Origin of the sequence: Pseudomonas sp. SD17-1 (assembly GCF_029201585.1) — a bacterium.
Classification (GTDB): Bacteria; Pseudomonadota; Gammaproteobacteria; order Pseudomonadales; family Pseudomonadaceae; genus Aquipseudomonas; species Aquipseudomonas palmensis.
Window position 1 is genome coordinate 2,030,699 of sequence record NZ_CP104044.1, and the last position, 13,202, is coordinate 2,043,900.

Below are 13,202 nucleotides of genomic sequence, written 5' to 3' on the forward strand. Positions count from 1 at the left end.
TCAGCCGCGGTTGCGCTTGGGCAACACGTCCTTGAGCTTGGCGCGCATGCTGCGCACGGACTTCTCGGTGGCTTCCCAGTCGATGCAGGCATCGGTGATCGACACGCCGTACTGCAGTTCGGCAAGGTCCTTGGGGATGGCCTGGCAGCCCCAGTTGAGGTGGCTTTCGACCATCAGGCCGATGATCGACTCGTTGCCTTCGAGGATCTGGTTGGCCACGTTGTCCATCACCAGCGGTTGCAGGGCCGGGTCCTTGTTGGAATTGGCGTGGCTGCAGTCGACCATGATGTTCGGCTTGATCCTGGCCTTGGCCAGGGCCTGCTCGCACAGGGCGACGCTGACCGAATCATAGTTGGGCTTGCCGTTGCCGCCGCGCAGCACCACGTGACCGTAGGCGTTGCCCTTGGTGGTGACGATGGATACGCCACCTTCCTGGTTGATGCCCAGGAAGCGGTGCGGGCTGGAAACCGATTGCAGTGCGTTGATCGCCACGGTCAGGCCGCCGTCCGTACCGTTCTTGAAGCCGACGGCCGACGACAGGCCCGAGGCCATCTCGCGGTGGGTCTGGGATTCGGTGGTGCGCGCGCCGATCGCCGACCAACTGATCAGGTCCTGCAGGTACTGCGGGGAGATCGGGTCGAGGGCTTCGGTGGCGGTGGGCAGGCCCATTTCCGCCAGGTCCAGCAGCAGCTGGCGACCGATGTGCAGGCCGTCCTGGATCTTGAACGAGTCATCCAGGTACGGGTCGTTGATCAGGCCCTTCCAGCCCACCGTGGTGCGCGGCTTCTCGAAATACACGCGCATCACCAGATACAGGGTGTCGGCGACTTCGGCCGCCAGCACCTTCAGGCGCTCGGCGTATTCGTGTGCGGCCTTGAGGTCATGGATCGAGCAGGGGCCGATCACCACGAACAGGCGGTGGTCCTTGCCGTCGAGGATATTGCGTACCACTTCGCGGCCCGCGGTCACGGTCTGCAGGGCGGTGGCGCTGAGTGGAATGTCCTTCTTGAGCTGATCGGGGGTGATCAAGGTCTCGTTGGAGGCAACGTTAAGGTCGTCGATCGGTAAATCAGCCATCGTGTTACTCGTCAGGTCACGGGTGCCGGCCGCCAGCTACCCGCGCGGCGGAGCAGCATGATTGAACGCGGCGGGGTGCCGAACCTTAGCGCGTTACACCGTGATTCGACAATGGGCAGGGCCCGCTTTCCTGCCGCTTTGGCCCATTGGTATGGGGTTTTCTGATCAAAAGTGCCGTCACCCGACACGCTCGCAGGTTGCGGGCGGCAGCGCCCGGCCTGATAGTGTGTCGATTATTTGACCTTATGGCGCCCGATGCAGGGCAGTGCGGAGCAGAGCGGCGATGAGCAAAGGCCTTGGCGACAAACTGGTGGTAGCCATTTCATCACGGGCACTGTTCGACCTCAGCGAGAGCCATCGGCTGTTCCTGGCCGAGGGGGTCGAAGCCTACCGCCAGTACCAGATCGAGCACGAAGACGAATACCTGCAACCGGGTGATGCGTTCCCGTTGGTGGAAAAGCTGCTGGGCCTCAACGCCAGCCTCGGCCAGGCCCGGGTCGAGGTGGTGCTGGTGTCACGCAACAGCGCCGACACCGGGCTGCGGGTGTTCAATTCCATCGAGCATTATGGTCTGGGTATCTCGCGGGCAGCCTTCGTTGGCGGGCGCAGTCCGTATCCGTACCTGGCCGCCTTTGGTTGCCACCTGTTTCTGTCCACCGATGCAGAAGATGTGCGCCGCGCACTGGACGCCGGCTTTGCCGCTGCCACCATCCTTTCCGGCGGGGCACGGCGTGCGGCCAGCGCGGAGCTGCGTATCGCCTTCGATGGCGATGCAGTGGTGTTTTCCGACGAGTCCGAGCGCGTCTATCAGCTAGGCGGCCTGGAGGCGTTCCAGGCCAGCGAGCGCGAGTCGGCCCGCGAGCCGCTGCGCGACGGGCCGTTCAAGGCCTTCCTGGCGGCGCTCAACGTGCTGCAGAAAGAGTTCCCCAGTGGCGCCTGTCCGATTCGCACCGCACTGGTGACGGCGCGCTCGGCGCCGGCCCACGAGCGGGTCATCCGCACCTTGCGCGAATGGGACATTCGCCTGGACGAGTCGCTGTTTCTCGGCGGCCTGGACAAGTCGGCGTTTCTCGAGGCGTTCGCGGCCGATGTGTTCTTCGACGACCAGGCAGGGCACTGCGAACGCGCCAGTGCAGTGGTCGCCACCGGCCATGTGCCCCACGGCATCAGCAACGAACGTACCCCCGGCTAGGCCGTCTGGCAGGGCGCCGGACGGCTCTGCGCGTCGTTTCGGCGCTGCTAAGCTGAACCTTGCCCTGCCGTATCGGCAGCTAGGAGGTCAAATGATCCGTTCGATGCTGTGTGCCACCGACCTCGGTTGTTACTCCCCTTATGTCATGCAACACGCGCTGGCGCTGGCACGCAGCTTCAGCGCCGAACTGTACGTGGTCCATGCCGTGGAACCGATGGGCCAGTTCGCCGAATCGCTGCTGGAAAGCTACCTTGATGAACATACCCTGTCCCATATGCGCGGTCGGGCGCTCAATACCGTGATGGCGAACATCGAACAGCGGGTGCTGGAGAACTTTCAGGATGAACTGGGCGAGAAGGAAGACCTGGCGCTGATCCGCGCGGTGCGGGTACGCCAGGGCGACCCGGCCGACGTGATCCTGGAGCAGGCCCAGCGCCTGAGCGTCGACCTGCTGATCGTCGGCAGCCACAGCCAGGGCGCCGGTAGCGAGATCCCCTTGGGGCGCACGGCGGTACGCGTCCTTCAGCTGTCGCCGGTGCCTGTGTACATGGTGCCCCTGGCGCAGTACCTGGGGCGGCGCAAGTCATAGGGGAGGCGGTGTAGGACGTTGTAAGAAAGCTGAAGAAATAGTTCTAGATTTATTCTTCAAACCACTAATATAGTTATAACTCGTCGCTGCTGCCGGTGACGCCCAGTTGATTTGAGGGATACCTATGAAGCTTCAACAATTGCGCTACATCTGGGAAGTGGCGCACCACGACCTCAACGTCTCCGCGACAGCGCAGAGCCTGTATACCTCCCAGCCGGGGATCAGCAAGCAGATTCGCCTGTTGGAAGACGAGCTGGGTGTGGAAGTGTTCGCCCGCAGCGGCAAGCACCTGACCCGCGTGACCCCGGCAGGTGAGCGCATCATCACCACCGCCGGCGAGATTCTGCGCAAGGTCGAGAGCATCAAGCAGATCGCCCAGGAATTCTCCAACGAGAAAAAGGGCACCCTGTCGATCGCCACCACCCACACCCAGGCACGCTACGCCCTGCCGCCGGTGATCAGTTCGTTCATCAAGCAATACCCTGAAGTGGCGCTGCACATGCACCAGGGCTCGCCGATGCAGATCGCCGAGATGGCGGCTGACGGTACCGTCGACTTCGCCATCGCCACCGAGGCCCTGGAGCTGTTCGGTGATCTGGTGATGATGCCGTGCTACCGCTGGAATCGTTGCGTGGTGGTGCCGCAGGGTCACCCCCTGACCAAGCTGCCCAAGCTCACCCTGGAGGCGTTGGCCGAATACCCGATCGTGACCTATGTGTTCGGCTTCACTGGCCGCTCCAAGCTCGACGAAGCCTTCAGCCATCGCGGCCTGACCCCCAAGGTGGTGTTCACCGCGGCCGATGCCGACGTGATCAAGACTTACGTGCGCCTGGGCCTGGGCGTGGGCATCGTGGCCAAGATGGCGGTGGACACCAAGCTCGACAACGACCTGGTGGTGCTCGATGCCAGTGAGCTGTTCGAGTCCAGCATCACCAAGATCGGTTTCCGTCGTGGCACCTTCCTGCGTGGTTTCATGTGCGACTTCATCGAGAAGTTCGCGCCCCACCTGACCCGTGAAGTGATGGCCAAGGCCATCCAGTGCCACAACAAGCAGGAACTCGAAGAGCTGTTCGCTGGCGTCGAACTGCCAGTGCACTAAGCCCTTGCAGTGCCTTCAGGCCGCCAGCACGGTGGTCTGAAGGCGCTCCTGCAGATAGCCCCGCGAGCAGGTAGCCCAGCCACTGGCCACGATGCCCTTACTGCTGACGCAATGTCTGGCAGGTGGGGCCAGGTGCTGCGCTCAGGGTGTGCATGTTCAGCCCTTGGTAATCAGGTTGCCGGCGTGCAGCCCGCATTCCTTCTGAGTCGACTCCTCCCACCACCAGCGGCCTTCGCGCTCGTGCTGGTTGGGCAGTACCGGGCGCGTGCAGGGTTCGCAGCCGATGCTGATGAAGCCGCGTTCATGCAGGCTGTTGTAGGGCAGCTCGAGCATGCGGATATAGCCCCAGACTTCCTCGCTGCTCATCTGCGCCAACGGGTTGAACTTGTACAGGGTGCGCTCGGGGGTGGAGAAGGCGCTGTCGATTTCCAGCGCGGCCACCTGGCTGCGGGTGCCCGGGCTCTGGTCGCGGCGCTGGCCGGTGGCCCAGGCGCTGACGGTGCTCAGCTTGCGGCGCAGCGGCTCGATCTTGCGGATGCCGCAGCATTCGCCGTGGCCGTCCTTGTAGAAGCTGAACAGGCCCTTTTCCTTCACGAAGGGGTCGAGTGCACTGCGATCAGGGGAAAGGATCTCGATCGGCAGCTTGTACTGCTCGCGCACCTGGTCGATGAACCGGTAGGTTTCCGGATGCAGGCGGCCGGTGTCGAGGCTGAACACCTTGACGTTCTTGTTCAGCTTCCAGGCCATGTCCACCAGCACCACGTCTTCGGCGCCACTGAAGGAGATCCACAGGTCGTCGCCGAAGTGTTCGAAGGCGAGCTTGAGGATGTCCTGCGGGGACTTGTTGGCATAGGTCGCGGCGAGGGCGGCGACGTCGAAGGGTTGGCTCATCAGGCGGCTTCCGGTCATTGAATGGCGCTTGGCGCTCGTAATGGGCGAATGTTAACAAAAATTGCCGGGTTAGACGGCGCGCCTGTAGAGTGCGCCTTCCATTTTTAGCGTTGTTCGAGGAGTGAGCTGTGGAAATTGCCTGTCTCGACCTGGAAGGTGTACTGGTCCCGGAGATCTGGATCGCCTTTGCGGAAAAAACCGGAATCGAATCGTTGCGGGCCACCACCCGCGACATTCCCGATTACGACGTGCTGATGAAGCAGCGCCTGCGCATCCTGGATGAGCATGGCCTGAAGCTTTCCGACATCCAGGCAGTGATTGCCACGCTCAAGCCGCTGGACGGCGCCATCGAGTTCGTGGACTGGTTGCGCGAGCGTTTCCAGGTGGTGATCCTGTCCGACACCTTCTACGAATTCTCGCAGCCGCTGATGCGCCAGCTGGGTTTCCCGACCTTGCTGTGCCACCGCCTGATCACCGACCAGAGCGATCGTGTGACCGGCTACCAACTGCGCCAGAAAGACCCCAAGCGCCAGTCGGTGCTGGCATTCAAGAGCCTGTACTACCGGGTGATCGCGGCGGGTGACTCGTACAACGACACCACCATGCTGGGCGAGGCGGATGCAGGCATCCTGTTCCATGCGCCGGAAAACGTGATTCGCGAGTTCCCGCAGTTCCCGGCGGTGCATGATTTCGAGGCGCTGAAGAAAGAGTTCATCAAGGCCTCGAACAGGTCGTTGAGCCTGTAATACCGCCTTCGCCGGCGAGGCCGGCTCCTGCACGCTGTAGGAGCCGGCCTTGCCGGCGAAGCGTTCTAGAGGCCCTGCAGGGTCTGGAGCAACACCCTGACCTTGGTGATCGACTCCTCGTACTCCGCCTCCCACTGCGAGTCCGCCACCACCGCACCGCCCCCCCAGCAGCACACCTGGCCGTCCTTCACCAGCAGGCTGCGGATGGCGATCGAGCTGTCCATCTCCCCGCGCACGTCCACATACAGCAGCGAGCCGCAATACAGTGCACGTCGGCTCGGCTCCAGTTCGTCGATGATCTGCATCGCCCGAATCTTCGGCGCCCCGGTGATCGAGCCGCCGGGGAAGCTGCCGGCTATCAGGTCCAGCGCATCCTTGCCCGGTGCCAGGCGTCCGGTCACGCTGCTGACCATGTGGTGCACGTTGGGGTAGCTCTCCAGGCTGAACAGCTCCGGCACCTGCACCGAGCCGGTAGCGCAGCTGCGCCCCAGGTCGTTGCGCAGCAGGTCCACGATCATCAGGTTCTCGGCGCGGTCCTTGGTGCTGGCCAGCAGCTCGGCAGCATTGGCGGCATCCTGCACGGGGTCGCTGCTGCGCGCACGGGTGCCCTTGATCGGGCGGGTTTCGACCTCGCCCTGGCTGACCCTGATGAAGCGCTCGGGCGAGAAGCTCAGCAGCGCGCTGCCATCGGCCAGTACCTGATAGCCGGAGAAGGGCGTAGGGCAGGCAGCCCGCAGCGCCTGGTAGGCCGCCCACGGGTCGCCCTGGCAGGGTGCGCGAAAGCGTTGGGTAAGGTTGATCTGGTAGCAGTCGCCGGCATGGATGTACTGCTGCACCCGCTCGAACGCCTGACGGTAATCCTCGGCTGCGAGGTCGCCGCGCATTGGCGCCGCAAGCCTGAATGCGCCGGTTGCCGTCGGGGCGTCGTGCTCGAACAGTGCCACCAGGCGCTCGCGTTCGGTGGCGGGCAGCGCCGGATGAAACACCAGCTGGCTGCGCTGCAGCTGATGGTCGCTGATCAGTGCCCAGGCATACAGCCCCAGGCTTGCGTCACCCAGCCCCAGGTCGTCGCAGGCAATGGCGGGCAGGCGCTCCAGGCGCCGGCCGAAGTCGTAGCTCAGGTAGCCGATCAGGCCGCCGGCGAACGGCAGCTCGACACCTGCCGGCAAGTGCGCGCGCCCAAGCCCGGCCAGTTGCTCGCGCAGGCGCTGCAGGTAGTGCTGGCCGTCTTCTTCGGCGTCCGGGGTCAGCGTGCACAGTGGCCAGGCGCTGAGCAGGTCGAAGCGCCCACGCACGGCGCCAGGCCGCGCGCTGTCGAGCAGCACGGCGCCAGGTGCCTGGCGGATACGGGCAAAGTAGGCGGTCGGATCGGCCTGGTAGGGCAGGGGGTGAAGTGTGCAGGTCGGCATTCGGGTGAACAGCTGTCGAGGCGGGGCGAGCATTGTAGCCCTGTGCAGGCGATGCTCCTAGCGGATCGGCGACCGCCCTGTGCGCGGCTGCGCCAGGGCGGTGGCAGATTACTGCGCCGGGATGTGGCCGAACAGTTCCTGGGCGAAGCGCACGCGCTCTTCGACGCTTTCCTTGATGCCATTGCTGGCCAGTTCCTCAAGGTGTGCCTCGACGGCGTGGGTGCGCAGGGTCAGGCCGCAATCGTTGGCGATCTGGATGTTCAGGCCGGGGCGGGCGTTGAGTTCCAGGATCAGCGGGCCCTTGTCCTGGTCCAGTACCATGTCCACGCCGATGTAGCCCAGGCCGCACAGTTCATAGCAGCCGGCGGCCAGCTTCATGAAGCCGTCCCAGTTGGGCAGTTGCACGCCGTCCACCGCATTGGTGGTGTCGGGGTGCTTGCTGATGATGTTGTTCAGCCAGGTACCGCGCAGGGTCAGGCCGGTCGCCAGGTCCACACCCACGCCGATGGCGCCCTGGTGCAGGTTGGCCTTGCCGCCGGACTGGCGCGTGGGCAGGCGCAGCATGGCCATGACCGGGTAGCCCATGAGCACGATGATGCGGATGTCCGGTACGCCTTCGTAGCTGATGCTCTTGAAGATCTGGTCCGGGGTTACCCGGTACTCGATCAGCGCGCGGTCGCGATGGCCACCCAGCGAATACAGCCCGGTGAGGATGCTCGACACCTGGTGCTCGATTTCCTCGTGGGTGATGATCTTGCCGGACACCGTGCGGTAGCGGTTCTCGAAGCGGTCGGCGATCACCAGGATGCCGTCACCACCGGCGCCCTGCGCCGGCTTGATGACGAAATCGCTGCGCCCGCCGATGATCTCGTCGAGCTTGTCGATGTCCTTTTCGGTGGAGATCACCCCGTACATTTCCGGCACGTGGATGCCGGCCTTGATCGCCCGCTCCTTGGTGATGATCTTGTCGTCGACGATCGGGTACAGGTTGCGCTTGTTGTACTTGAGCACGTAGTCCGCGTTGCGCCGGTTGATACCCATGATGCCCCGGGCTTCCAGGGCCTTCCAGGTTTTCCATAGGCCGAACATCAGGCGTCAGCCTTCACGAAGGCCTTGAAGCGCACCAGCTCCGTCAGGCGGTAGCCGCGGTAGCGGCCCATCGCCAGCATGAAGCCCACCAGAATCAGCAGCACCGCCGGGAAGGTGAACACGAAGTACACCAGTTCGGGCACGCTCATCAGCAGGTGCGCGACCGAGGCGGCGAACAGGGTGCCGATGGCGACTTTCATGGCATGGCCGCCGCCGCGTTCCTCCCAGGTGATCGACAGGCGTTCGATGGTCATGGTCAGAATCACCATCGGGAACAGTGCCACCGACAGCCCGCGCTCCAGGCCCAGCTTGTGGCTGAACAGGCTGATGGCCGCGATCAGCACCACCACGAAGGTCAGTACCACCGACAGGCGCGGCAGCATCTGCAGCTTCAGGTGTTCGAGGTAGGAGCGCAGGGTCAGGCCCAGCGCGGTGATCACCGTGAACAGGGCGATACCGAAGCCCAGCTGGGTCTCACGGAAGGCCAGGGCGATCAGCACCGGGGTGAAGGTACCCAGGGTCTGCAGGCCGATCAGGTTGCGCAGCACCAGGATCACCAGCACGCCGATCGGGATCATCACCATGATCATGAAGGTCTGCTGGGTCTGCAGCGGCAGGCCGTACAGCGAGTATTCGAGGAAGTCGGCGTCGGTGTTCTCGTCGGTCAGCTTGGCCAGGCGGATGGCGTTCATCTCGCTGTTGTTCAGGCTGAAGCTGACGTTGACCTTCTTGCCGCCATCGACGGTGATCAGCGGGTCATCGCCGGTCCACCACAGCAGGCGGTCGGCCGGCAGGCCCTGCTCGCCGGTGTCCGGGTTGAAGTACAGCCAGTCGTTGCCGTTGAAGCTGCGCAGCCACAGTTCCGGGCTCTGCGGCTGGTCGGCCAGCAGGCGGATGGTGTGCACCTTCTCCACCGGTACGTGGGCGATCGACAGCAGCAGGTCGATGACCTTGGCCTTGTTCAGCGAAGAGGCATCGCCGGCCAGCAGCAGCTTGACGTTGTCGTCGTTGGGGTTGTTGACCCGCTTGATGGTCTCGCTGACGAAGGTCTCGACGTCGGCCGAGTGCTGGCGGATAGGTGCCATCAACGCTTCGGCGGCGATCTTCTCCGGCCCTTCGACCGGCTGGCTGTCACGGAAGGTCGGGCCCTTGATCTTGACCTTTTCGCTGCTGTAGCGCTTGGTCAGTACCAGGCGGTAGTAGAGGGTCTGGTTGCCCTTGGCGCGCCGCGCCGACCAGGTCACCTTGCGGTTGCCATCGACACGGTTGACGCTCACGCCGTAGTTGTTGGAGATGAAGCTCTCATTGAGGCTGACGTAGTCGTTGCTCAATGGCGGCACGAACATCTGGATCTTGATCGGGTCCTTGGGGCTGGCGACGAACTCGACCTTGGCATCGATGTTCCACAGGTCGTCGGTTTCGTCTTCGGTCACCGGGATGCCGAGCATGAAGATCTGGTACGCCGTGATCGACACACCCAGCAACACCAGGAGGGTGATCAGGACTTTCAGATGAAGGGTAAGAGAGCGCATCGAAATTACTCTGCGGTATGAGCGTCAGTGGCGCAGGCAGGTTTGCCGGCAGCGTATTTAAGGCTTGGGTCGACCAGCGCGTCGAAGTGCTTGAGCGCCTCGGAGCCGATCAGTAGCGGGTACTGGAAGGCACTGCGGTCGGTCAGGTTCACTTCGATGCTGCGCAGGGCCGTACCCATGCAGATATTCAGCGCGATCACCGGGCGGGAGGTATAGGCCTTGCCTTCGTCCGGGTTGTAGTCACCGGCGCGTCGCTTGATCTTGCTGACACGAGCCAGTGGTCGTTCTATCGGATGCGAATGGGCTGCGTCAATTGCCAGATAGAAGCGCACCCACGATTCGCCGTTGCGCTTGAAGCGCTTGATATCGCGCGCGCTCAGCGAGGCGGTCTTGGCCCCGGTGTCGAGCTTGGCCGCAACCTCGAGGTCGATATCGACAAGGCGGGCATATTCATTGAGGCCATAGACAGTCTTGTCTGCCGCCTGGCTCAGGGCAGGCAGCCCACAGAGGCTGAGTAACAGTAGAAAGGGTGTGAGTCTCATAAATCCTGACGCGATGCTGTGGGGGTTTGCCCCCTCAGAGGCGGCGGCATTCTACCACGCTGGTGTGTCGATGCCAGCGGCTGGAGTCAGACAACACCGACAGACACGAAGTTCGTTCTTAGACGATTGTCGACAATATTGAATTTGTCTTTGACTGGGGTGGCTTAATTAGCTAATTTTGGCCCTACAGATTTTCAAGGTGTCGACAATATGCTGGATGCAGCCCAAGCCTCCGCCCCCCTTCAGGAAGATTCGGAGACGCTTTCCGAAAACGTCTTCCGGCGTATCCAGGCCGCGATCGTCAAGGGCGAGATCGCCCCCGGCAGCAAGATCTCCGAGCCGGAGCTGGCGCGTACCTACGGCATCAGCCGCGGCCCGCTGCGCGAGGCCATCCACCGCCTGGAAGGCCAGCGCCTGCTGGTGCGGGTGCCGCACGTAGGGGCGCGGGTGGTGTCGCTGAGCCATGCCGAGCTGATCGAGCTGTACGAGATTCGCGAGTCCCTCGAGGGCATGGCCTGCCGCCTGGCTGCTCAACGCATGAGCGTAGCCGAGATCGACGAGTTGCGCCGGGTGCTCGACACCCATGAGCGTGATGCCGCGTTCCAGGCCGGGGTGGGCTACTACCAGCAGGAGGGCGACTTCGACTTCCACTACCGCATCATCCAGGGCAGCGGCAACCGCACCCTGGTGCAGATGCTCTGCGGCGAGCTGTACCAGCTGGTGCGCATGTACCGCATCCAGTTCTCCGCCACGCCCAACCGCCCGCACCAGGCGTTCGCCGAACACCACCGGATTCTCGATGCCATCGCCGACCGTGACGGCGAGCTGGCCGAATTACTGATGCGCCGCCACATCGGCGCATCCAAGCGCAATATCGAGCGTCATTACAAAGACGCCACCGCCCCTAGCCCACGAGGTGAGTCATGAGTCAGAAAAGCAGTCCCGGCCAGCGTTTTCGCGATGCAGTCGCCGCCGAGCACCCGCTGCAGGTCGTCGGCGCCATCAATGCCAACCATGCGCTGCTGGCCAAGCGCGCCGGGTTCAAGGCCATCTACCTCTCCGGTGGCGGTGTGGCGGCAGGCTCGCTGGGCCTGCCCGACCTGGGCATCACCGGCCTGGATGACGTGCTGACCGACGTGCGCCGCATCACCGACGTGTGTGACCTGCCGCTGCTGGTGGACGTGGACACCGGGTTCGGTTCGTCGGCGTTCAACGTGGCGCGCACGGTCCGCTCGATGATCAAGTTCGGCGCCGCCGCCATTCATATCGAGGACCAGGTGGGCGCCAAGCGCTGCGGCCATCGTCCGAACAAGGAAATCGTCTCGCAACAGGAGATGGTCGACCGCATCAAGGCGGCCGTGGACGCGCGTACCGACGACAGCTTCGTGATCATGGCGCGTACCGACGCCCTGGCGGTAGAAGGCCTGGAGGCCGCGCTGGATCGCGCTGCGGCGTGCATCGAGGCCGGTGCCGACATGATCTTCCCCGAGGCCATCACCGAGCTGTCGATGTACAAGACCTTCGCCAACCGCGTGAAGGCGCCGATCCTGGCCAACATCACCGAATTCGGCGCCACGCCGCTGTACACCACCGAAGAGCTGGCCTCGGCCGACGTGTCGCTGGCGCTGTATCCGCTGTCGGCGTTCCGCGCCATGAACAAGGCGGCCGAGAACGTCTACACCGCGCTGCGCCGCGACGGCACGCAGAAAAACGTCATCGACACCATGCAGACTCGCATGGAGCTTTACGATGCCATCGACTACCACGTGTTCGAGCAGAAGCTCGACGCACTGTTCGCTCAGAAGAAGAGCTGAACCGCAGCACACCGCAATTAGCCGATTCCCATAACAAATTCAAAAGTGGAGAAAACCAATGGCCGAAGCAAAAGTACTCAGTGGTGCCGGCCTGCGTGGTCAGGTGGCCGGGCAAACCGCACTGTCGACCGTGGGCCAGGCCGGCGCCGGCCTGACCTACCGTGGCTATGACGTTCGCGACCTGGCCGAGCACGCGCTGTTCGAAGAGGTCGCCTACCTGCTGCTGTACGGCGAGCTGCCGACCCAGGCCGAGCTGAGCGAGTACCAGCACCAGCTCAAGGCGCTGCGCGACCTGCCCCAGGCGCTCAAGGAAGTGCTCGAGCGCATTCCGGTCACCGCCCACCCGATGGATGTGATGCGTACCGCCTCCTCGGTGCTCGGCACCCTGGAGCCGGAGCTCAACTTCGGCCTGCAGCACGAGAAGACCGACCGCCTGCTGGCGCTGTTCCCGGCGGCCATGTGCTACTGGTACCGCTTCAGCCACCATGGCGTGCGCATCGACTGCACCAGCGACGAAGACACCCTGGGCGGGCACTTCCTGCACCTGCTGCACGGCAAGAAGCCGAGCGAGCTGCACGTCAAGGTGATGAACGTTTCGCTGATCCTGTACGCCGAGCACGAATTCAACGCCTCGACCTTCACTGCCCGGGTGTGTGCCTCGACCCTGTCGGACCTGTACTCGTGCGTGACGGCGGCCATCGGCTCGCTGCGCGGGCCGCTGCACGGTGGTGCCAACGAGGCCGCGATGGAAATGATCGAGCGCTTCAAGACCCCGCAGGAAGCCGTTGCCGGCACCCTCGGCATGCTCGAGCGCAAGGACAAGATCATGGGCTTCGGGCATGCCATCTACAAGGAGTCCGACCCGCGCAACGAAGTGATCAAGGGCTGGGCGAAGAAGCTCGCCGACGAGGTGGGCGACACCGTGCTGTACCCGGTGTCCGAAGCCATCGACAAGACCATGTGGGAACAGAAGAAACTGTTCCCCAATGCCGACTTCTACCATGCCTCGGCCTACCACTTCATGGGTATCCCGACCAAGCTGTTCACCCCGATCTTCGTCTGCTCGCGCCTGACCGGCTGGGCGGCGCATGTGTTCGAGCAGCGTGCCAACAACCGCATCATCCGCCCGAGCGCCGAATACACCGGCGTCGAACAGCGCAAGTTCGTGCCAATCGAACAACGCTGAGACTGGCGTGCAGTACCGATGAAGGCGCTGGCCTTG

General features: G+C 63.6%; 13 protein-coding genes. 7 read left to right on the plus strand and 6 right to left on the minus strand.

Translation table 11 applies throughout. From position 1 onward, the window contains the following. Positions 1–1,077, minus strand: coding sequence for a 3-deoxy-7-phosphoheptulonate synthase (locus tag N0B28_RS09100; RefSeq protein WP_043863086.1), 1,077 nt, complete (start codon positions 1,075–1,077; stop codon positions 1–3). Positions 1,078–1,360: 283 nt separating this feature from the next. Here N0B28_RS09100 and N0B28_RS09105 point away from each other — a divergent pair, with 283 nt between their 5' ends. The 3 genes from N0B28_RS09105 to cysB all read left to right on the plus strand — a co-directional run bounded on the left by N0B28_RS09105 (position 1,361) and on the right by cysB (position 3,957). Then, positions 1,361–2,269 carry a 5'-nucleotidase gene (locus N0B28_RS09105; RefSeq protein WP_275731546.1) on the plus strand — a complete coding sequence of 303 codons (909 nt, stop codon included), beginning with the start codon at positions 1,361–1,363 and terminating at the stop codon, positions 2,267–2,269. A gap of 91 nt (positions 2,270–2,360) precedes the next feature. Beyond that, positions 2,361–2,858, plus strand: a complete 498-nt coding sequence (locus N0B28_RS09110; protein ID WP_043863084.1) for a universal stress protein — start codon at positions 2,361–2,363, stop codon at positions 2,856–2,858. A 124-nt stretch (positions 2,859–2,982) separates the two neighbouring features. Beyond that, positions 2,983–3,957: an HTH-type transcriptional regulator CysB gene (gene cysB, locus N0B28_RS09115; protein ID WP_043863083.1), complete on the plus strand. Its 975-nt coding sequence runs from the start codon at positions 2,983–2,985 to the stop codon at positions 3,955–3,957. A gap of 156 nt (positions 3,958–4,113) precedes the next feature. On the opposite strand, the gene N0B28_RS09120 is transcribed toward cysB, so the two are convergent. Then, positions 4,114–4,848: a phosphoadenylyl-sulfate reductase gene (locus N0B28_RS09120; protein ID WP_054915690.1), complete on the minus strand. Its 735-nt coding sequence runs from the start codon at positions 4,846–4,848 to the stop codon at positions 4,114–4,116. Between the two features lie 128 nt (positions 4,849–4,976). Between N0B28_RS09120 and thrH the strand changes: the two genes are divergently transcribed. After that, the gene (gene thrH, locus N0B28_RS09125; RefSeq protein ID WP_043863081.1) at positions 4,977–5,594 is read left to right on the plus strand and encodes a bifunctional phosphoserine phosphatase/homoserine phosphotransferase ThrH; all 618 of its coding nucleotides are present in this window, start codon (positions 4,977–4,979) and stop codon (positions 5,592–5,594) included. Between the two features lie 65 nt (positions 5,595–5,659). On the opposite strand, the gene pabB is transcribed toward thrH, so the two are convergent. The 4 genes from pabB to N0B28_RS09145 form a co-directional block, all read right to left on the minus strand. Further along, complete coding sequence (pabB, locus tag N0B28_RS09130) at positions 5,660–7,003, minus strand: aminodeoxychorismate synthase component I (RefSeq protein WP_123752240.1); 1,344 nt, start codon at positions 7,001–7,003, stop codon at positions 5,660–5,662. A 108-nt stretch (positions 7,004–7,111) separates the two neighbouring features. Next, positions 7,112–8,092, minus strand: a complete 981-nt coding sequence (locus tag N0B28_RS09135) for an alpha-L-glutamate ligase-like protein (RefSeq protein ID WP_043863079.1) — start codon at positions 8,090–8,092, stop codon at positions 7,112–7,114. Continuing rightward, positions 8,092–9,624, minus strand: a complete 1,533-nt coding sequence (locus N0B28_RS09140; protein WP_043863078.1) for an inactive transglutaminase family protein — start codon at positions 9,622–9,624, stop codon at positions 8,092–8,094. Before N0B28_RS09140 ends, N0B28_RS09135 begins: the two co-directional genes overlap by 1 nt. Before the next feature lie 5 nt (positions 9,625–9,629). Next, positions 9,630–10,166 carry an ATP-dependent zinc protease gene (locus N0B28_RS09145; protein WP_043863077.1) on the minus strand — a complete coding sequence of 179 codons (537 nt, stop codon included), beginning with the start codon at positions 10,164–10,166 and terminating at the stop codon, positions 9,630–9,632. A gap of 210 nt (positions 10,167–10,376) precedes the next feature. Between N0B28_RS09145 and N0B28_RS09150 the strand changes: the two genes are divergently transcribed. The 3 genes from N0B28_RS09150 to prpC are packed head-to-tail and all read left to right on the plus strand — an operon-like array spanning position 10,377 to position 13,166. Beyond that, a complete protein-coding gene (locus N0B28_RS09150) occupies positions 10,377–11,093 on the plus strand; it encodes a GntR family transcriptional regulator (RefSeq protein ID WP_043863076.1) in 717 nt (238 codons plus the stop codon). Further along, a complete protein-coding gene (gene prpB, locus N0B28_RS09155) occupies positions 11,090–11,980 on the plus strand; it encodes a methylisocitrate lyase (protein WP_043863075.1) in 891 nt (296 codons plus the stop codon). Before N0B28_RS09150 ends, prpB begins: the two co-directional genes overlap by 4 nt. Before the next feature lie 58 nt (positions 11,981–12,038). Then, positions 12,039–13,166, plus strand: a complete 1,128-nt coding sequence (gene prpC / locus N0B28_RS09160) for a 2-methylcitrate synthase (protein WP_043863074.1) — start codon at positions 12,039–12,041, stop codon at positions 13,164–13,166. The last annotated feature ends 36 nt before the right edge of the window (positions 13,167–13,202 follow it).

Excerpts from the sequence above, each read along its gene's own strand:
- N0B28_RS09105 (WP_275731546.1), top strand. The coding sequence starts at position 1,361 with ATGAGCAAAGGCCTTGGCGACAAACTGGTGGTAGCCATTTCATCACGG.
- N0B28_RS09145 (WP_043863077.1), bottom strand. The coding sequence starts at position 10,166 with ATGAGACTCACACCCTTTCTACTGTTACTCAGCCTCTGTGGGCTGCCT.
- pabB (WP_123752240.1), bottom strand. The coding sequence starts at position 7,003 with ATGCCGACCTGCACACTTCACCCCCTGCCCTACCAGGCCGATCCGACC.
- N0B28_RS09150 (WP_043863076.1), top strand. The coding sequence starts at position 10,377 with ATGCTGGATGCAGCCCAAGCCTCCGCCCCCCTTCAGGAAGATTCGGAG.
- N0B28_RS09135 (WP_043863079.1), bottom strand. The coding sequence starts at position 8,092 with ATGTTCGGCCTATGGAAAACCTGGAAGGCCCTGGAAGCCCGGGGCATC.
- prpC (WP_043863074.1), top strand. The coding sequence starts at position 12,039 with ATGGCCGAAGCAAAAGTACTCAGTGGTGCCGGCCTGCGTGGTCAGGTG.
- N0B28_RS09110 (WP_043863084.1), top strand. The coding sequence starts at position 2,361 with ATGATCCGTTCGATGCTGTGTGCCACCGACCTCGGTTGTTACTCCCCT.
- N0B28_RS09120 (WP_054915690.1), bottom strand. The coding sequence starts at position 4,848 with ATGAGCCAACCCTTCGACGTCGCCGCCCTCGCCGCGACCTATGCCAAC.
- N0B28_RS09100 (WP_043863086.1), bottom strand. The coding sequence starts at position 1,077 with ATGGCTGATTTACCGATCGACGACCTTAACGTTGCCTCCAACGAGACC.
- cysB (WP_043863083.1), top strand. The coding sequence starts at position 2,983 with ATGAAGCTTCAACAATTGCGCTACATCTGGGAAGTGGCGCACCACGAC.
- prpB (WP_043863075.1), top strand. The coding sequence starts at position 11,090 with ATGAGTCAGAAAAGCAGTCCCGGCCAGCGTTTTCGCGATGCAGTCGCC.
- N0B28_RS09140 (WP_043863078.1), bottom strand. The coding sequence starts at position 9,624 with ATGCGCTCTCTTACCCTTCATCTGAAAGTCCTGATCACCCTCCTGGTG.